At 49.7% G+C, this 19,849-nt stretch carries 13 protein-coding genes and 1 other annotated feature (1 of these 14 cut by a window edge); of the genes, 11 read left to right on the forward strand and 2 right to left on the reverse strand.

Annotated features, from left to right (window positions below; genetic code table 11):
* Nucleotides 1–6 (forward strand) — a binding site (T-box leader) (it extends 284 nt beyond the left edge of the window).
* 75 nt (nucleotides 7–81) lie between these two features.
* Complete coding sequence (locus tag MKX51_RS03860; protein WP_340991262.1) at nucleotides 82–1,644, forward strand: 2-isopropylmalate synthase; 1,563 nt, start codon at nucleotides 82–84, stop codon at nucleotides 1,642–1,644.
* 281 nt (nucleotides 1,645–1,925) lie between these two features.
* Nucleotides 1,926–2,189, forward strand: a complete 264-nt coding sequence (locus MKX51_RS03865; protein WP_340991263.1) for a hypothetical protein — start codon at nucleotides 1,926–1,928, stop codon at nucleotides 2,187–2,189.
* 351 nt (nucleotides 2,190–2,540) lie between these two features.
* On the opposite strand, the gene abc-f is transcribed toward MKX51_RS03865, so the two are convergent.
* Nucleotides 2,541–4,496, reverse strand: coding sequence for a ribosomal protection-like ABC-F family protein (gene abc-f, locus MKX51_RS03870; RefSeq protein WP_340991264.1), 1,956 nt, complete (start codon nucleotides 4,494–4,496; stop codon nucleotides 2,541–2,543).
* 216 nt (nucleotides 4,497–4,712) lie between these two features.
* On the opposite strand from abc-f, the gene MKX51_RS03875 reads away from it, so the two are divergent.
* The 7 genes from MKX51_RS03875 (at nucleotide 4,713) to groL (ending at nucleotide 10,005) form a co-directional block, all read left to right on the forward strand.
* Nucleotides 4,713–5,375 carry a 5-formyltetrahydrofolate cyclo-ligase gene (locus MKX51_RS03875; RefSeq protein ID WP_340991265.1) on the forward strand — a complete coding sequence of 221 codons (663 nt, stop codon included), beginning with the start codon at nucleotides 4,713–4,715 and terminating at the stop codon, nucleotides 5,373–5,375.
* Complete coding sequence (moaC, locus tag MKX51_RS03880) at nucleotides 5,366–5,842, forward strand: cyclic pyranopterin monophosphate synthase MoaC (protein ID WP_340943724.1); 477 nt, start codon at nucleotides 5,366–5,368, stop codon at nucleotides 5,840–5,842. The genes MKX51_RS03875 and moaC overlap by 10 nt, the downstream gene beginning before the upstream one ends.
* A gap of 91 nt (nucleotides 5,843–5,933) precedes the next feature.
* A complete protein-coding gene (locus tag MKX51_RS03885; protein ID WP_036693720.1) occupies nucleotides 5,934–6,419 on the forward strand; it encodes a MogA/MoaB family molybdenum cofactor biosynthesis protein in 486 nt (161 codons plus the stop codon).
* A gap of 131 nt (nucleotides 6,420–6,550) precedes the next feature.
* Nucleotides 6,551–6,793: a twin-arginine translocase TatA/TatE family subunit gene (gene tatA / locus MKX51_RS03890; RefSeq protein WP_340756511.1), complete on the forward strand. Its 243-nt coding sequence runs from the start codon at nucleotides 6,551–6,553 to the stop codon at nucleotides 6,791–6,793.
* Nucleotides 6,794–6,931: 138 nt separating this feature from the next.
* Nucleotides 6,932–7,696 (forward strand): twin-arginine translocase subunit TatC, encoded by a 765-nt coding sequence (gene tatC / locus MKX51_RS03895; RefSeq protein ID WP_340943721.1) that lies wholly within the window; start codon nucleotides 6,932–6,934, stop codon nucleotides 7,694–7,696.
* Nucleotides 7,697–8,000: 304 nt separating this feature from the next.
* Nucleotides 8,001–8,282, forward strand: coding sequence for a co-chaperone GroES (groES, locus tag MKX51_RS03900; protein ID WP_036723192.1), 282 nt, complete (start codon nucleotides 8,001–8,003; stop codon nucleotides 8,280–8,282).
* An 88-nt stretch (nucleotides 8,283–8,370) separates the two neighbouring features.
* Nucleotides 8,371–10,005: a chaperonin GroEL gene (groL, locus tag MKX51_RS03905; RefSeq protein WP_340991266.1), complete on the forward strand. Its 1,635-nt coding sequence runs from the start codon at nucleotides 8,371–8,373 to the stop codon at nucleotides 10,003–10,005.
* A gap of 144 nt (nucleotides 10,006–10,149) precedes the next feature.
* On the opposite strand, the gene MKX51_RS03910 is transcribed toward groL, so the two are convergent.
* Nucleotides 10,150–11,127, reverse strand: coding sequence for a tRNA dihydrouridine synthase (locus MKX51_RS03910; protein ID WP_340991267.1), 978 nt, complete (start codon nucleotides 11,125–11,127; stop codon nucleotides 10,150–10,152).
* A 249-nt stretch (nucleotides 11,128–11,376) separates the two neighbouring features.
* Between MKX51_RS03910 and MKX51_RS03915 the strand changes: the two genes are divergently transcribed.
* Together MKX51_RS03915 and MKX51_RS03920 are read left to right on the forward strand one after the other, a co-directional pair.
* A complete protein-coding gene (locus MKX51_RS03915; protein ID WP_340991268.1) occupies nucleotides 11,377–13,020 on the forward strand; it encodes a clostripain-related cysteine peptidase in 1,644 nt (547 codons plus the stop codon).
* 14 nt (nucleotides 13,021–13,034) lie between these two features.
* Complete coding sequence (locus tag MKX51_RS03920) at nucleotides 13,035–19,847, forward strand: hypothetical protein (protein WP_340991269.1); 6,813 nt, start codon at nucleotides 13,035–13,037, stop codon at nucleotides 19,845–19,847.
* Nucleotides 19,848–19,849 lie beyond the last annotated feature (2 nt).

A 19,849-nucleotide genomic window follows, 5' to 3' on the forward strand; every position in this document is an offset into this window, starting at 1 on the left:
TCTTTATAAGAGACGGGGGGTCTTTGTGCTTTTTAAGAGGCAGCCCTCCATGATATAAACCTAATTTGAGGAGGAATTACGATGATTATTCCGGTAAAGAAACGTATTCAGATTTTTGACACGACGCTGCGCGATGGGGAGCAGGCCCCGGGAGCCAGTCTTACCCCTGAGCAAAAGATTATTCTGGCCGGCAAGCTGGCGGACCTGGGAGTGGATGTCATGGAGCCGGGATTCCCTGTATCCAGCCCGGGGGATTTCGCTGCGGTGGAGACGATCTCCCGCAACATTCAGGGCGTGGAGATCTGCGGCTTCGCACGTGCAGTCAAGGGGGATATCGATGCTGCTGTACGGGCCACCCGGGATGCCGCGCGGCGGCGGATTCATCTGTTCATCTCCTCCTCCGACATCCACCTGCGCCATCAGCTGCGCATGAGCCGCCCTGAGGTTGTAGCGGTTGCCAGAGAGATGACCGCTTATGCCCGCCAGTTCTGCGATGTGGTAGAGTTCACTGCAATGGATGCTGTACGGACGGGCATCGACGATCTGATTGAGATGGTCGAGGCAGTAATTGAAGAGGGCGCTTCGATTATTAATCTGCCGGACACGGTAGGTTATGCGCTGCCGCAGGAATACGGAGAGATGTTCCGGCGTGTGCGGCTTGGGGCCAGGGGCGGAGACAAGGTCATCTACAGCGCCCACTGCCACAACGATCTGGGCCTCGCCGTAGCGAACAGCCTGGCGGCCATTGAAGGCGGCGCTACACAGATTGAGGTCACGGTCAACGGTGTGGGCGAGCGGACCGGCAACTGTGCGCTGGAGGAGCTGGTCATGGCGCTGGAGACACGCGGAGAGGCTATCGGCGCCGAGACTGGAATCGTGCTTGATAAGCTGTATGACACCTCGCGGATGATCAGCGGGGCGATGCATTTCCCGATTGCCTTCAACAAGCCGGTGGTCGGGCGCAATGCCTTCCAGCATGAATCCGGCATCCATCAGGACGGCCTGCTGAAGGACCGCAGCACCTACGAGATTATGGACCCGGAGCGGCTGGGCATCCCGCGCAGCATGATTATCCTCGGCAAGCATTCCGGCAGGCATGCGCTGAAGGACCGCGCCGCGAAGTACGGCATTGCCCTGGATTCGGCGGAGCTGGACGCGCTCTACGCATCCTTCAAGGAGACGGCTGACCGCCAGAAGGCTGTCAGCGATGATGAGCTGCTGCGGATGGTCAGCAGCACCACAGGACAGCAGGCGCAGGTCTATGCGCTCGGCGAGGTCCAGGTTCTGGCCGGCAGCGCGCCGCGCCGCGTGGCTGCAGTGACGGTGCGCCATCTGCACAGCGGCGCAGAGACGACCCAGACCAGCACCGGAGACGGTCCGCTGGAAGCAATCATTGCCGCTATAGGGCAAGGGATTGCCGAGGATATCCGCTTCGACGGGCTGGAGCTGCATTCCCTCGGCAGCGGCGGGAATGCCCAGGCCGAGGCCGCCGTCATGGTGGAGTGGAAGGACACCAAGTTCCGGGGCACGGCCATCCATCACGATATCGTGATGGCCGCAGGCATTGCTTACATCGCCGCTTGTAATGCAGCGCTGCTGTCGGAATCGGCGGTGCCCTCTCCCGGCTCGGCGGTGAATAGCTAGAGGCTAGAGACCAGAGACTAGAAACCAGAAACCAGGGACTAGAGCGATGTTGTCTCGCAGATTCAACGCTTCTCAAGGATGGACGCCTTTGCCATGTCACCGACATCGGCAGAGGCATCTTTGCTGTCAGGGGCTGGCAGGGCGGTGGATAGCCGAATGTATACGAAAAACCGAACACATTATATGCCGCGACGGCTGAAGGGCGCATTGTAGTCGAAAAACCGACCACAATGCGCCGGATGAGGGTGCGCGAGTCAAATGTAATCGAAAATCCGACCACAATGCGTCGGATGAGGGTATGCGAGCCAAATGTAGTCGGAAAACCGACCACAATGCGCCGGATGAAGGTGCGCGAGCCAAATGTAGTCGAAAAACCGACCACAATGCGCCGGATGAGGGTGCGCGAGCCAAATGTAATCGAAAAACCGACTACAATGCGCCGGGATGAGGTACGCGAGCCAAATGTAATCGAAAAACCGACCACATTCGGCGTTGCGTGGGAGCGTGGGCTGGATGGCGGGCAAGTGGGCATTCATATCGCCTAAACCTAACATGATTTTTGCCCCGTGCGGCATTTGTCAACCTGTGGACAACGTTATCCACATATTCCGCACGAGTTGTGTAAAAACCGTGTAAAATCAGCAATAACGCCTTTTTTGCGAGCACCATAAACAAGAGGTTATGCTATGAAACAAAATTGTGAGAATTGTGGATAATGTGGATAATTCGGTGGATAAAAAGTCCTTGACAAGCAAAGTAGCCATTTTACGCATGAAAAAAGCCCCGAAGGGCTAATTTTAGATGATAGTTATGCACGGAAACTGTGGATGAGGCTGTGGATAACCAGATTTGAACAAATTGGAAACTGTTAAATTTTTTTTTGATGCGTCTTTACATTAGTCCTCAGCCAGTTTCTCCCATTCGCTAAATAAATCTCCCAGCTCGCGTTTTTTGTCCTTAAGCTCACTTTCATGCTCCTGAAGCGCCATATAATCCTGATACACCTCAGGTTTAGTCATTTCATGCTCAATTCCCGAGATGGCTTCCTCCAGCTTGGCGATTTTCTCCTCCAGTTCGGAGATGCGGCGCAGGCGGTTCCGTTCCTCACGTTTAGCCTGCTTGTCCGCCTCATAGGAGAGGGAGCTGCCTTTCTCGGCGGATATCGCTTCAATGTCGGCACTTCTGGAGGACTTGGCGGCGGCAAGCTCGGCTTCCTCTTCGGCAATCGCTTTGAGCTCGAGCTTTTTCTCAATATAGTCGTCATAATTGCCCAAATACTGATCAATTCCGTCGGGGTGCAGCTCAAGTACCCGTTCAGCCATCTTGTTGAGGAAATAACGGTCATGGGAAATGAACAGCAGGGTGCCTTCAAAATCGATCAGGGCCGATTCGAGCACCTCGCGGCTGACGAGATCCAGATGGTTGGTAGGCTCATCGAGAATCAGCATATTGGCTCCGCGCAGCATCAGCTTGGACAGGGCCACCCGGGCCTTCTCGCCGCCGCTCAGCGCAGCTACCTTCTTAAGTACATCCTCGCCGCTGAACAGGAAGTTGCCGAGAATCGTACGGATTCGGGCCTCCTCCAGCATCGGATATTCACTCCACAGCTCCTCCAGCACCGTATTGCGCGGATTCAGCCGGGTCTGCTCCTGGTCGTAGTAGGCGATCTTCACCTTGGTTCCCCAGTTCACGGTTCCGCGGGAAGGCTCGCGGGTGCCGGTCATGCATTGCAGCAGTGTGGACTTCCCGATCCCGTTCGGTCCGATCAGCGCCGCTGTCTCGCCGCGCCGCAGCTCGAAGGAGGCATTGCGGAAGAGCGGTGCAGCCTCAGGACTGAAAGAGACTGCGACCTCCCGGACTTGCAGCACTTCCTTGCCGGACATGAAGTCAGGCTCGAAGGAGAAGCTGGCCTTCTTCAGGTCGCCCAGCGGCTTGTCGATACGCTCCATCTTGTCGAGGGCCTTGCGGCGGCTCTGTGCCCGCTTGGTGGTGGAGGCCCGGACAATGTTGCGCTGCACGAAATCCTCCATCCGTGAAATTTCGTCCTGCTGCTTCTCATACTGCTTCATACGAATCTCGTATTCCGCAGCCTTCAGCTCCATATAGCGGCTGTAGTTGCCTGTGTATCTGCGCGATTGGTGCCGCTCGATCTCCACGATGGTCGTCACCAGGCGGTCAAGGAAATACCGGTCATGGGATACGACCAGGATGCCGCCGGCGTAACCGCGCAGATAATCCTCCAGCCAGGTGAGCGTCTCGATGTCCAGATGGTTAGTCGGCTCATCGAGCATGAGCAGATCAGGCGCTTGAAGCAGGATGCGGGCCAGTGCCAGACGTGTCTTCTGGCCTCCGCTTAAGGTAGAGATTGGAGTATCCGGTGCGAACTCCCCGAAGCCCATCCCGTGCAGCACGCTGCGGATACGCGTATTGATCTCATAGCCGCCGTGATCCTTGAACCAGTCGGAGCGTCTGGCATAACGCTCCAGCAGATCCTCATAACGCTTCGGATCTCCGGCAAGTGCCGGATCGGCGATATCCGTCTCCAGCTGCCGCAGCTCGGCCTCTGCCTCCAGCAGCGGCGCAAATACCGCGAGCATCTCTTCCTGTATGGTGTTATCCGACTGCAGGCCGCTGTTCTGGGCCAGATAGCCAATCGTAGTCTCTTTAGACTTATGAATTTGTCCGCTGTCATAAGACATCTCACCCGCGAGAATCTGCAGAAAGGTCGATTTGCCTGCTCCGTTGACGCCAACCAGCCCGACTCTCTCCCTCTCGTTCACCATTAGGCTAATGCCGTCCAGCACGCTTTGTATACCGTATGATTTCGTAATTCCTGTCGCTTGAAGAAGCATTCTGATGAAACCTCCGCCCTTGCAAATTGGCCTCGGCGGCTTGCGCCCAGGCGATTGTCTAATCTTATTCTCCAGTTTACATGAAAAAGGTGGGGCGTGCGAGGTCCATTCTTCTAACAAGGGTAATGAATCAACCTTGGCGAACCGGTGAGAAGAGTGGTAAACTGAGCTTACAAACTATGATAAGCTAGGAACAAGTGAAGGAGGAGGCTGCCTATGCAGGAGCACAGCATGCAGCTTGCCGGGCGGAAGCACGAGCTTCGCACCGGGAATACCGCGCTCCGCGATGCCTTGCCCCTGGAGCAGCGGGAGCTGTTATCCGCCCGGGTGTGCGCCCATGCCTGGAGCTGGTTCTCGCAGGAAGGCGCAGCTTCACTGCTTGCGTATGCGCCGTTTCGCTCCGAGCTGGGCTGCCGTCCGCTTCTTGCGGCGGCATGGGCGGAAGGGCATAAGGTGCTGCTTCCCCGTGTCAACCGGGAGAGCGGTAACTTAAGCCTTCACCAGGTAAGCTCCTGGGATGAGCTTGTCCCTGGAACCTACGGGATCATGGAGCCGCCGGCCGGGAGTGCTGCTCTTGCCGGCCCCCTCGCGCAAGCAGGACGGAGAACCGGCTGGCCGGAGGTTATCTTCGTGCCAGGACTGGCCTTTGACCGGCGTGGCGGACGCCTCGGCTACGGACGAGGATATTATGACCGCCTGCACACCGCATTGGAGACAGGGGTCCCCGGTTCGGCTGCCAAGCCTATGTGGATTGGTCTGGCCTACGGCCTCCAGCTGGTACCGGAAGTACCGCTTGAGGAGCATGATGCCTTAATGGATCTGCTGATTACGGAGAACGGCATCTGGGATTGCCGGAAGGAGAGGGCTACATGGAATTAACTCATTTCAACGAGCAGGGCAGAGCCCGCATGGTGGATGTGAGCGACAAGGAAGTTACCAGGCGGACAGCGGCAGCCAGAAGCCAGGTGCATATGGCCCCGGAGACGCTGGACGCCATTAAGGCGGGAACGATCCGCAAGGGCGATGTGCTTGCGGTAGCTCAGGTTGCAGGAATCATGGCGGCGAAGCAGACCGCAAGCTGGATTCCCATGTGCCACCCGCTGCCGCTTACCGGAGTGGATATCCGCTTCATGGATAACAACAAAGATGAACTATATATAGAAGCAACCGTCAGCACTACCGGTAAGACCGGGGTGGAGATGGAGGCGCTCACTGCCGTATCGGCAGCGGCGCTGACCGTATATGATATGTGCAAGGCGCTGCAGAAGGACATGATTATCGGACCTACGATGCTGGTGTCCAAGAGCGGCGGCAAGAATGGGGATTACGCGCTGGAAGCAGAATAGAGCAGCAGCAGGGAATGATACAGCCGAAGGCGCAGCGGCAGCTGCTTCAGCAGCCGGATATACATAGTACATAGAGAGGGAGGGACAACCTATGGCGTGGAAAACAGCAATCCTGACGGCCAGCGATAAAGGGGCCAGGGGCGAACGGGAAGACACGAGCGCCCAGGTGATTCGGGAGCTGGTGGAGGAGGAGCTGGGCGGCGAGATCATTGAATACCGGATCGTGCCTGATGAGCAGGATGAGATTATTGCAGCACTGATTGAGCTTACGGATTATTTCCAGGCGGATCTGGTGCTGACAACCGGCGGAACCGATCTGGCCATCCGCGATGTTACGCCGGAGGCGACGCGGCGGGTCATTGAACGCGAAGTGCCCGGACTCTCCGAGGCGATGCGCAGTACGGTGATGCAGAAGAACCGCGCTGCTATGCTGTTCCGGGGAATCTGCGGCATCCGTGGAAGAACTCTGATTGTCAATCTGCCCGGTACCCCGAAGGGGGTACATGAGAATCTGGCGGCGATTATGGATCAGCTTCCGGAGGCTCTGTTAATGGTTACGGGACAATACCGCCAGTAATCGGACTCTGCTCTATTCACTTTTGTCTAAATCGTTCAGGATACACAATGGATGTGTGATATAAGTTATGGTATTATTATTTTATCGTTAACTATTGTCATGAACGGACAGAAGGATGGGAGGAAACCGGTATGTTAGGTGGTATTGGCACACCCGGAATTATCTTGTTGGTTATCTTGGCATTGCTGCTCTTCGGTCCCAATAAGCTTCCTGAGCTGGGGCGGGCAGTCGGACGTACCTTCCGTGAATTCAAGGACGGTGCACGGGAGATTGTGAACGAGCCGGAAGCGGCCAAGCGGAGCGATACTGTTGCTCCTGCGGCGGCGCAGACGGCTGCAGCAGAACTTCCGCAGGACCGCCGTCTGCCGGAATAATTTTAAGGTTCCCACGCAGGGGCGTCTTTCCCAGGTCTGCTTTTAGACCGGGGCGGCGCCCTTTTTTTGAAATAGAATTTATATGTTTCACGATATAACTTATCTATTGCTAATATGTCAATCCGGGTGGTGTCAGTCATGTCTCTGGAAGAGGAAGAAATGTCCCTCGTCGATCATCTGACGGAGCTGCGCAGACGTCTTATCTACGTGCTGATCGTGTTCGTAGCAGGACTTGTGCTCGGCTTATTCGTCGCCAAGCCAATCTATCTCTACCTGATCAGCGCCGATGCTGCGCAAGGCTTCGTCCTGCATGCGTTCTCCTTCTGGGATGGAATCGGGATGTATATGAAGATCGCTATGGCGGTCTCGCTGGTCTTCTCCGTGCCGTTTATCGCCTTCCAGCTATGGGCGTTCATCAGCCCCGGCCTGCGGCCTGTGGAGCGGAGCGCTGCCCTGCGTTATGTGCCTTATGTGTTTGTATTGTTTATTGCCGGCATTGCTTTTGCCTATTACATAGTGTTCCCTATGGCCTTATCCTTCACTATCTCGATTACGCGGAATATGGGGCTTGAGGAGACCTACGGCATCGCCGAATACTTCGATTTCCTGTTCAGTCTGGTGATTCCGCTGGCCCTGCTCTTCGAGCTGCCGCTGATTGTCATGTTCCTGACCAAGCTCAGGGTGCTGAACCCGCTGCGTCTGCGCAAGATGCGCCGTTATGCCTATTTCGCGCTGGTGTTCATTGCTGTGGTCATTACACCGCCTGATTTCATCTCGGACTTTCTGGTGACGATTCCGCTGCTGGTGCTGTATGAATTCAGTGTGTTTCTGTCCGCATTCGTCTACCGCAGGCAGTTGGCTGAGGACGCTAAGCGGGAGGCGCGGTATGTGAAGGCAGATTAGTGGGAGGGGGGCATAATATGCCCCTTGCTGGATAGAATGTAGGAGAGTGCGGGCCGGACAAGCGCTGAAACCATAATTTTGGCAAAAACAAATACGATTTTGTGTAAAAGGACTTGAAATCCGTCTTCAAGTTGAGTATCATAAAAATTGTTGTTAGCACTACAGAGGGTTGAGTGCTAACGCTGCTGAAAAACCGGGATTGGCCGGAGCAACATTCCGTAAGGGATGCTGATGGCGCAGATCCCCGCAGCTCTATCTATGTTTTCAAAGCAAAACACATAATTTCAAAGGAGGCTATTTTTTCATGATTAAACCACTAGGTGAACGCGTATTGGTAGAACCAAGCGAGCAACAGGAAACCACTTCTTTCGGGATCGTGCTTCCGGACTCTTCCAAAGAGAAGCCGCAAGAAGGTACTATTATCGCTGTAGGCAGCGGAGCTTTGAAAGACGGAGTCCGTGTAGCGCTGGAAGTGAAAGAAGGCGACCGTGTGCTTTTCTCGAAATATGCCGGAACTGAAATCAAATACGAAGGCAAAGAATATCTGATTATGAAAGAAAGCGACATTCACGCTATTCTTGACTAGTCTTAAGCGTCGCTCATAAGTCAGATTTAGAGTACTTATACACAAGCTAAGATTACGTTCACAATAATATTAGGAGGTTAACTATACAATGGCAAAAGAAATTAAGTTCAGTGAAGATGCTCGCCGTGCAATGCTGCGCGGGGTTGATGCTTTGGCAAATGCAGTAAAGGTTACACTGGGTCCAAAAGGCCGTAACGTGGTGCTGGAGAAGAAATTCGGCAGCCCGCTGATCACCAATGACGGTGTGACTATCGCCAAGGAAATCGAACTGGAAGATGCCTTCGAGAACATGGGCGCACAGCTCGTTAAAGAAGTAGCTACCAAGACTAACGATGTAGCCGGTGACGGTACTACAACTGCAACGGTTCTGGCTCAGGCTATGATCCGCGAAGGTCTGAAGAACGTAACTGCAGGCGCTAACCCGATGGTTATGCGTAAAGGGATCGACAAAGCAGTGAAGGCTGCTGTCGCTGAACTGCAGAACATCGCTAAGCCGATTGTGGATTCCCAAGCGATCGCACAAGTAGCTGCAATCTCCGCTGCTGACGAAGAAGTGGGCCAGCTGATTGCTGAAGCTATGGAAAAAGTCGGCAAAGACGGCGTTATCACCGTTGAAGAATCCCGCGGATTCCTGACAGAGCTTGAAGTGGTTGAAGGTATGCAGTTCGACCGTGGTTACATTTCCCCGTACATGATCACGGATACGGACAAAATGGAAGCCGTTCTGGAGAACCCGTACATCCTGATTACAGACAAGAAAATCAGCAGCACGCAAGAAATTCTTCCACTCTTGGAGAAGATCGTTCAACAGGCGCGTCCGCTGGTAATCATCGCTGAAGACATCGAAGGCGAAGCTCAGGCGATGCTGATTGTGAACAAGCTGCGCGGAACGTTCAATGCTGTAGCGGTTAAAGCTCCTGGCTTCGGCGACCGCCGTGAAGCTATGCTGCAGGATATCGCTGCTCTGACAGGCGGCCAAGTGATCACTGAGAAGCTTGGACTGGATCTGAAAAGCACTTCCATTGAGCAACTGGGTAATGCCCGTCAAGTGCGCGTAACCAAAGAAAACACTACAATTGTAGACGGAAGCGGCGACAAGGCGGACATCAATGCACGCGTTAGCCAAATCCGTTCCCAGCTGGAAGAAACCACTTCCGAGTTCGACAAAGAAAAACTGCAGGAGCGTCTGGCGAAATTGGCTGGCGGCGTAGCCGTTGTCAAAGTCGGTGCTGCTACTGAAACTGAACTCAAAGAGCGCAAGCTCCGCATCGAAGATGCCCTGAACGCAACCCGCGCTGCGGTTGAAGAAGGTATCGTATCCGGTGGGGGTACAGCTCTTGTGAACGTATATGCTGCTGTAGCTGCTGTTGTAGCTGAAGGCGACGAAAGAACTGGTGTGAACCTCGTGCTGCGCGCACTGGAAGAACCAGTTCGCACCATCGCTGCTAACGCAGGCCAGGAAGGCTCCGTGATCGTGGACCGTCTGAAAAAAGAAGCTATCGGCATCGGCTACAACGCTGCTACCGATGAGTGGGTAAACATGTTCGAAGCAGGGATCGTTGACCCTGCCAAGGTAACCCGTTATGCGCTGCAGAACGCAGCATCCGTAGCGGCTATGTTCCTGACCACTGAAGCGGTTATCGCTGACAAGCCAGAACCAGCCCCTGCTGGTGGCGGAATGCCAGATATGGGCGGCATGGGCGGTATGGGCGGCATGATGTAATAAGGGTGACAAACCCTTATGCATTAAGGGTTTCCTGAGAAGGAAACACCGTTTGACCACATGATGCAAAAATAAGAGGCTTCCTATGAGTTCATTGAACTTGTAGGAAGCCTCTTTTTCATAGCTCAAATCTTTTAATATTCTTCAATCTAATTTCTGATCTAAAAGAGGTTTTACTAAACGACGCACTTGGTCTGTTGAAGTGGTTTCCATTAATTGGTCTTTTAGTTCGTCTGCGCCTCTAAATCCACGAACATAGATTTTGAAATAGCGAAGAAGTGGTCTAAATGAACGTGGCAAGGTTTCTGTTGAATATTTATCGTGAAGATCCAACTGTAAAAGAAGTAAACTGAGAAAATCCTTCGCGCTATGTTCTTTAGAGTCTTTCTCGAAAGCAAATGGATTAGTGAAAATGCCGCGGCCAATCATGATACCATCAACGCCGTATTGTTCAACTATTTTTAATCCTGTTGCGCGGTCCGGAATATCTCCATTAATGGTTAACAACGTATTTGGGGCAAGTTCATCGCGCAATTTTTTTATTTCAGGAATTAGTTCCCAGTGTGCAGCTACTTTACTCTTCTCTTTTTTGGTACGAAGGTGAATGGACAGATTCGCAATATCTTGTTTCAATATATGTCCTAACCAACCGCGCCACTCATCAATTTTAGAGTAACCTAATCTTGTTTTAACACTAACCGGCAATCCACCTGCTTTTGCTGCTTGAATAATTTCTGCTGCAACTTCAGGATGGCGTATTAATCCGGCCCCTTTTCCACTGGCTGCGGCGTTTTGTGCTGGGCATCCCATGTTTATATCGATACCACGAAAACCAAGTTTTTTCATATCAATACTCATCTGTTCAAAAAGTGCAGGTTTATTGCCCCAAATATGAGCGACAATCGGTTGCTCATCAGCTGTGAACATTAACCGGCCACCTACATTTTCTTTTCCAACAGGGTGACAATAATTTTCTGCGCTTGTGAATTCTGTGAAAAATACGTCAGGTTTTGCAGCTTCACTAATGACGTGACGAAATACAATATCTGTGACGTCTTCCATTGGAGCTAATATAAAAAACGGTTTCGGTAAATCCAGCCAAAAGTTTGGTTCGTTACTCATATTATCTTCTCCTGTTGCAACATATAAAAACGATATAATCCATAGCAAAGTCTTTTACCCATCATACATAGTATCATTATTTTTCGTTTGATGCACAGAATCAATGGTGTGAGCGACGGACACATTTGTGGTGTCTGCCAAAGTTGAGCGGCAAGCGCGAACTTAAAGATTTCTTTAACTTTCACACAGGGGTTAATCCGCCATGTAGAATTGTAGCTTAATAGGATTAATCAATTGAAGGGCCGGAACATGATGACAAAAATCAGAGGTTTTATCATTTTTTTAGTCTTTCTTCTTGCAACAACTCCATCATCAGCAGCGGCACAAAGCTCCAGCTATGCAGAAGCGCTTAACCGCTTGGGATTGTTCAGTGGAACGGAGAATGGGTATGAGCTGTCGCGGGTGCCCACCAGAGCAGAATCTCTTGTAATGATGCTGCGTCTGTGGGGGAAGGAGAAAGAGGTCCTGAAAAGCACCTACAAAAGTCCATTTACTGATACAGGGTGGGAAAGCCGCTACGTGTCGTATGCCTATACCAAGGGTGTCGTTAATGGAATAGATGAGTTTCGTTTTGGCGGTAACCGGCCCATCTCGCTTAACCAGTATTGTTCAATGGTTTTAAGAGTGTTGGGATATTCAGAAACAAAGGGCGACTTCACTTATGGAACTGCGGTTTCTTTCGCCTCAATAGTTCTAGGATTAGACCTTACCCAAGAACGCGAATTCAACCGGGGAACGCTTGCAAAAATAAGCAGTTATGTTCTAAACACAAGACCCAAAAACCAGCTTGCCACGCTAGGTCAAACCCTTAGTACAGCAAATATTTTCACCACGCAAGCTTTAAACGAAGCCAGGTCACTTTGGGAGCAGGATAAAAGGTTGAATGGAACGACGATTTTAATCTATGCAGTGGGTTCTGACCTTGAATCACAGCAAGGCCGGCTAACTGATGACTTGGAAGAAATTTTGCGCGGTCAACCCAACCAAAATACGAAAATCCTGCTGCAAACAGGCGGAACGCTCAAATATCACAACAAATATATGACCGATGGGACATCCGAACGCTTTGAAGTTAGTCATGGACAGCTGCAAAAGCACGAAAGCCACATCCAAACCGCCGCATCAGACCCTAGAACACTGAGGGATTTTCTTGTTTGGGGCAAAGCCGTTGCACCAAGTGAACGTTATATCCTGATTCTATGGGACCATGGGTATGGAACAATGGGCGGATTTGGCGCAGACGAGCTAAATGAACGAAAAACGATGAAGGTCTCGGAGCTTTCCCAAGCGATCGGTTCATCAGATATGTATTTCGACTTAATCGTTTTTGATGCCTGTCTTATGGGCACCGTTGAAACTGCCTATGCGCTTAGAGATCAGGGCAAATATCTCATAGCTTCTGAAGATTCAACCCCCGCAGCAGGCTTGTACTATACCACATGGATAGGTGCGCTAGAGCGAAACCCGCAGATCAGCACTGAAAGGATAGGACGTTTAATTTTAGACTCCTTTACCCTTCATTCGGGGATGGAAGCTGAGATGCAAACTACCCTATCAATGCTGAAGCTGTCTCAGGCGGAATCCTTGGTTAAGGCCATAGGAAATGCAAAATTTGATCGCTCACTATCAGACCTTGCCAACCACTCAGAGCTATTAGGCAAAAACGACGGGATATTCGATCAATATGATCTTATAGAGCTTATGGGCCAATCTTCAGAAGTCACTGCCGCCGCCCAAGCACTTGCCTTCGAAGTAAGAAATTCAGCAGGTTATAAAAACCGCAACGGTGTGGCTTTATATGTTCCTAGCAGAAAAATTGCACGCACACATGAAATGAAAGAAGAACTACAGGCTATGGGGCTAAGTTCAAAGTATATAGAAACGATTTTCTAACGAGGAGGTATTTTATGAAGAAGATTTTAAGCTTGATGCTGGTATTTTCGCTTCTCGCATCAGTAGCGCCTGTGTATGCGAATGTAGCAACAGAGTACAATTATGTGTTTGGTGTGAAAACAGGAGGAAACGAAAACGGCGGAACCGGCGATGATATTTATATGGGCGTAAGTACATATGAATCTGGAGTAAACTCTGATCAAGCAACAAATTTTGGCGGCGCTGCCGCTTGGTCTGATACACAACATACATTTAAATTGCAAAATACTCCACCGTGGAGAATGAACGAGCTCGTTTTTTGGCTGGTGGGCAGTGATGACTGGTACGGTGAGTCGGTAGTTCTGTGGCTTCCTCAAATTGGCGGAAACATAAATCCAACACAGACGAAGACCATTCCAATATACTCATGGACAAAAGACCAGGGTAGACTGTATCGTGACATTTCGGACGTAACCAAAAGAAAATTCACCGATATGGGTGACGTTGATAAGCATGGAGGAGAGTTCTATCTGGATGCGAATTCGTCAGGCTCTGAACGTGCAGAGTGGGACAACTATGTCAGAGATCAATATGGTCACTATGACATTATGCAATATGAGGATGCTCCTGTTGTCAGCTATAGCGTTTCGGACGACGCTGTGGGCAGGGATTGGCTGACATTCCAGGAACCGACAAAAACAAAAACGTTTGAGCTCAATATTGACCGCAAGAAGCTTCACGATCAGATGGTTGCCAAGGACAAAGCAGAGATTTCGCTGACCTATAGAGTGGCGCTGCTTGCCCAGTCTACCAATGCTGAGAGCCTCGGGGGAACTTTTGCCCATACAAGTTCAGGAAATCCGGAAGTGAAAACCTATTTGACAACAAAGATAGGGCAAGCGGACTACTATTATAAAGATGTAACGTATACGTTCTATCGTAGCATTTATAACCTCGGCAACCCCGATATCACTCAAACGGTTACCTATTCACCGAGCCAGGACAATCTGTATCTCAACCGTAAATTCACAGATGTTAATATCACGGTTGAAGCGGTGTCCATTCATAAAAAAACTATGACGCAAGAAATTAAAACGGAGTTGATTACCAACCTCCAAGCCACGCCTGTGTTATATCTTGGAAACAGTACGGAAACACCGCTTACCAGCCTTACCATGACCAAACTGCAGGGCAATGACGGCAAACCAAACGGCAAACTTCAGTTCACTGGACAAGTGCCGCTGGATGTTAGCGCAGTGGAAAGCGAGGGCATAAGGCTTCAGCTTGACAACGTATCTACCCATCTAACGAAAAAAGGCCGGGCGCAGGCCTATTATTTAGAGAATCCAACTCCAGAATCACCGGCATCACAAAGTTTTTATTTTTCAACTCATAAAGTGGACACCAAAACCCCAACTGTAAGAGTGACCGACCAAACTGGAAATGACCTGGCGGGGGCAGATTCCATTCAAGGCAACATCAAAAAGCTGCATGAATTTTATATGGTTGCCAGTGAAACCCTCTATCCGGACGGAAATGTCGCCCACAGCGAGTCGAATCAAAACTATTTGAATTATGAGCTGTACAAGAAAACCGGTGATTCCTATGAACCGGCCGCGACAAGAATAACAAACTTTGACGGTACAGGAAACAGAGCAAGAGTTACTGCACCTATTAACACGCAAGTTATCAATGGCGTTAGCATAAAGCTAAGTCCAATTGTTCCAACGGAAGGCGAATTCAAGCTCCGGCTGTATGGATGGGATCAAGCCGACAATCCGCTGGGCGGAGAGGCCGGATTTGCAGAAATTGAGAATATCAAAATCGATAACCAGGCTCCGCGGGTGACCGTAAACGAAACGGTACATCCCCAAGATGCACAGCTCCGCAAAAGAAATGACTATAGCTTTGAAATGAATGACCTTGAGCAAAGCAATAACGGCTGGTCAAGAACTTATTATACGTTTATGAACGGGAATGCGGCGCCGCCTGACACGCCAATCAATCAGATTAAACCTGCCTCTGCAGAAATTTCCTCAACTCAAGGGATATGGGCATTTGTAGACTCAGAAGGTGACAGCACCACTGCCATTCTATCCATTCCCAAAGGGGACAACTTTGAGGGAACGCTCTATTATTTCACAGTAGACTCACTTGGAAACGATTCTAGAAACGAGCAAGCCTCTAGATACTATAAAAAACCTGTGAGTATTTTCAATGGAAATGTTGCTGACACACTGATTACGGAGGATTCCAGTCTTCCAAAGCCGCATTTTGACCTTAGCTTTGACGTAAGCAATCCAAACCTTGAAACGAGTTACCGGTGGATTTCTGATCCTGGCAATGACAACAGCTTTACGCAAAAATTTAGAGTATACGAATCAAGCGATGATGTTGGTGCAGCTGAAAAAACGAATCTTAGCGGAACCAAAGTTCTGATGGACGGGAAATATATACTGGAATATCGGGTGAAAAATAAACAGTCTGGTAATATTGCCGAATTCTCACAAGTGTACACGTATGACGCCTATTCCCCGGAGATTAAATATACCGCAATAAGTCAGCACGATCATTTCAAATCATCCCATCAGATTAACGTGAAAGTGACAGACCGCAGCGGAATTGCAAGTGCATATTACTATGTATCCCAGCCGGACTCAGACATCAGAATTGAAGATATGCCGAACTATCCGCTGACCCTGACACTGGACAGTGACAATATAGCACAGGTTAATCAGACCTTGACGCTAACAGGACTTCCATCAGGTGCGTACAGCATTGTTGTTGTGGCACAAGATCCGCATGGCAGAGTAAGCAAAAAGGTTTCCCCCTACTTTGGCATGAGGTCAGAAGCTGCGATCATTGACACATTGAACTTTACGGAGCCGACTGTAAACGGAATGGGTACAACAACGGATGGAACCTATAGTATCTATGCTGTGTTGAATGAACCGCATGCAGCATGGACTTCTGATAGCGCATTGAAATATCAAAACCCGGTATATTATGCAACAACGGACGGCATGCCAACAGATAACGGCGTTTTAGTTCCTGAGTTCACAGCGAGCAACAATTCCGGCGGGAATTATGCATTTACACTCGACACACCGGTTCCGCTTCAAGAGGGTGTCAACACCATCTACGTCCAGTTTGGACTCATCAATGCTCCTGCGGACGACAGACCGGAGTTTTTAACAGAAGCGAGACCGCTCACCATTCTGTATGATAGCCAGGCACCAACCTTTGAATTGCCGGACTATAGCACCATTCAGCCAACCAACGCATCCGTGACAGCAACAATCATCGCAAGTGATGCCGGTACAGGGATTAGCAAACTGACCGTTGCACCCGAGGATGCAGACAAAATCACGGTTTCTCCATATACAGACGGTGCATTCACAGTAACGGTAAGCGAAAATATATCAACAAACCTGACCCTGTCTGACGAGCTTGGAAATCATGTTCTGGTTCCTATTTCCGTATCTAACATTGACCGGGCAGCTCCATCTGCGCTTGCTTCAAGTAGCATCGTGACCAAAGGAGCAAGACAAGATGGTGAGATTACAGTTGATGTCTCGGACAAGAACGATACAACCGTTTCCTTCGCGCTTATTCAAGACCCGGCAGACAACCATATTCTAACCGAAGCGGACTATGCTTTGTTTCAATCAAGCCCATCCGTGGAAATGCAAAGTGGTCCGGTAATCACTAATAGCGAAGGTAACAAACAGAAAACCTACAAAATTGACTTGAAGGGGCTTAGCGGAAGCTATGCCATTGGGGTCAAAGCCGCCGACACCGCAGGAAATGTGACTGAAAAAGTGTTCACTGACGCAAAACTGGACCTGGTTGACGCGGCGGCGGCCATTGTAAGTGTCAGCGCAAACCCCAGAACCACAAAAACCACTGCAACGGTCAGCGTTTATTTTAATGTTCCAGTAACCGTAATGCCAAACGCACCTGTAGAGGGAGATGCTGTGGGGGATATGGCCAGGTCGAACCTATTGTATACAGGACTTTTAACAACCTCCGCTAACTATGTAATGGACTATGAGGTTGTTATCCAGAACAATAATAAAATCAGCCTTTACGTTCAGGACGAGGTTGGAAGAGACAGTGTTCTGGAATTCACGCCTGAGGTTGATTTTGTTACAGGCTTTGATACTACAGGTTATGTAGAGAAAAATGGTCAAACGATCCAAAACGGCGGGTTCATATCCTTTAACCAAGGGGACAAGCTGTATTATATTGTAGTTCCAAATCCAAATTATGCCGGACAATATTTCTTTGTTGAACATGCTGTGTTATCTGGATTAGAACTCAATACAGAGCTAAGTGTTCCGGACCCTTCATTTACAGAAGAAGGAAGAACAGCTTATTCAAAGCTTGTATTTGAAGCGCTAAGAGACGGCAAAACAACAAAATCAGCTTATTTCGAGTCATACACGGCAGAAGGTATGGAAGCTGACCGGATGGAAGATGAATATGTTGCCATTACAGTGGTTGACGAAACTGCACCAGCTGCAAAGGTGGACTATTCGATCACGGATTCTACCAACCAGAATGTTACCGCAACACTTTCTGTATATGACCCGGAAAGCGGGATTTTAAAACTTGAACGTTCGTATGACGGCATAAGCTTCAGCCCTATTGACTCCGTTGTTTCGCATACCGAAACCTTCGAGCAGAATGCAACGGTATATTTCAAAGTGACTAACAAAGCCGGAATAGCAACAGTACTGCCGGTCACAGTCTCGAATATTGATAAAACGCCAATTTCGCAAGACAAACACTACAAGGTTGAATACAGTTATGAGAACTATCTTGGGAACTGGGTTCCAATCACAGAAGGAAAAGCCTATAGAAGGGTTATGGCAACGCTCAAGTTTACCGGAGGCGGAAAAACGCTTGCGATGACAAACAACAACGCAGCCTTCTCAAGGACTCTAACCGAGGATAATAACACATTCACATTTGAATTTAAGGATCAATCAGGCAACACAGGTTCTCATACGGTTAGCTATAACCATTACGACAATACGATTGGACAAACATCCTATGTGTTATCGAATACGGCCAAGACCAACAAAAATATCTTTGCAACGATCACTTTAACGGATGATTCAGGTGAAATCGCCTTTGCAGAGGTGAAGAAGGGCGATGTGGTCTATCCCTTCAAAGGGGAGCCGCTTGAGAATGAATATGTCGTAGAACTGGACAGCTCAGGAATTTACAATGTGACCGCCTATGACTACGCTGGAAACCGTTGGACGACGCCAATCACCGTCTCAAACATTAACAAAGTAGTGCCAACTGCAATCGCAAAAACGTACAGTACGCCACCAACCACCACTACTGCACAAAGCGTGAATGTGGAGCTGACACAGTTCAGTAAGGAGTTCAAAACGATAACAGTCACCGGTGTAGAACCTGCCGGAAGCCTAACTGCGGGCGATATCGTACATATCCCCGGCACAAAAGCTGTCCGCTTTAGAAAAAATGGTACAGTGTCCATGTTTTTTGTTGACGATTATGGCAATGAAGGCCAGGAAGTGATTACCGTATCTAATATTGTGTCCACACCGCCGCAAATCAAAGCCACAGCCACATTAGCTGAAGATAAGCTGAGCGTGAATGTAACCTTTGACCAAATCCGTGACAGTGATGGCGTTCCGCTGGACATTCTTAGGAAACTAACAGACCTTACCGTTTCTTATCGTGGATATGAACATGCACTTCTGACTGAAGTGAAAGACGAAGCCGGCGATGTCCTGTCCTATAAAGAGGCAGTAATCAACGTTAAAACGAACGGGGAGCACGTCTTTCAAATTAGGGACCAAACAGGCATCACGCAAAAAATTCTCGTAACGGTTGAAGGAATTGAAGTAGGAGGCCCAAGGGTTAAGGAAGTCCGCTGGACATACAAATATCTCGAACAGAACCAAAGTGGCGAGTGGGTGGAAAAGGATCATCAAAACAAGATTGTTGTTGGTGTGGACACATCTGGAAAAGAAGAAGGATATGTGGTGGGAACCGACAAGAACCCGGCAACGAACCAGAATGTGAATGTCACGGTAATCACGGATAAAGATGCTAAATTCGTGGGCGGAAATGATCCTTGGGAACAAGAGAAGTCCATGAACTATAGAGACAATGGACTTTACAATTTTAACCTTGAAGGAAGAACAGGGACCTATACCTCGTATGGTGTTGACATTGGTCTAATCGACAAAACACCCCCTGTGCTAAAACTTAAAAATGGGGAAGAGCTCATCTTCATCGAAGGCATGACACCTAAAAAAGATGCCTCCATTGCCTATGACAAGTCCAAGCTTCTAGACTTCGAAGCATCGGATATGGTTGCGGGTAAAAAGGTGGACCTGACGAACCGGGTCACTATAAGCTATGGAGCCGGCGGACGGGTGTTTAACCCTGACAACATCTCGGCAAATGAATTTGTCCGCTCGAACCCGTACTATATCGACTATACGGTAAGAGATGATGCAGGGAATCAGACCACTATTCGCCGGACCGTTCGCCTGGTAGGTCTTTATGACACCATAGCCCTTGTGAACGGCGTGATGCCAGACAGCTCCAATGCTGCGTCCGTTCTTGGAAACAAGGTTGAAATTTCATTGAAGAATTTCTCCGGGATCTCGTATGCACGTTATGAAAAAGGTGTCTTAACACAAGGTCAGATGAAAACAAAAGGAACGGTCCTGCGGGAGAAAAGCGGAGTGTATACCCTCGATAATGTTACGAGCGGTTGGTACACCGTATATATCCAAACGGATAAACGCGACTATTTCAACATCCATATATATGTCTCAAATCAAGGAGGGAAATAGGC

The sequence above is a fragment of the Paenibacillus sp. FSL M7-0420 genome, assembly GCF_038002345.1.
GTDB lineage: Bacteria > Bacillota > Bacilli > Paenibacillales > Paenibacillaceae > Paenibacillus_AQ.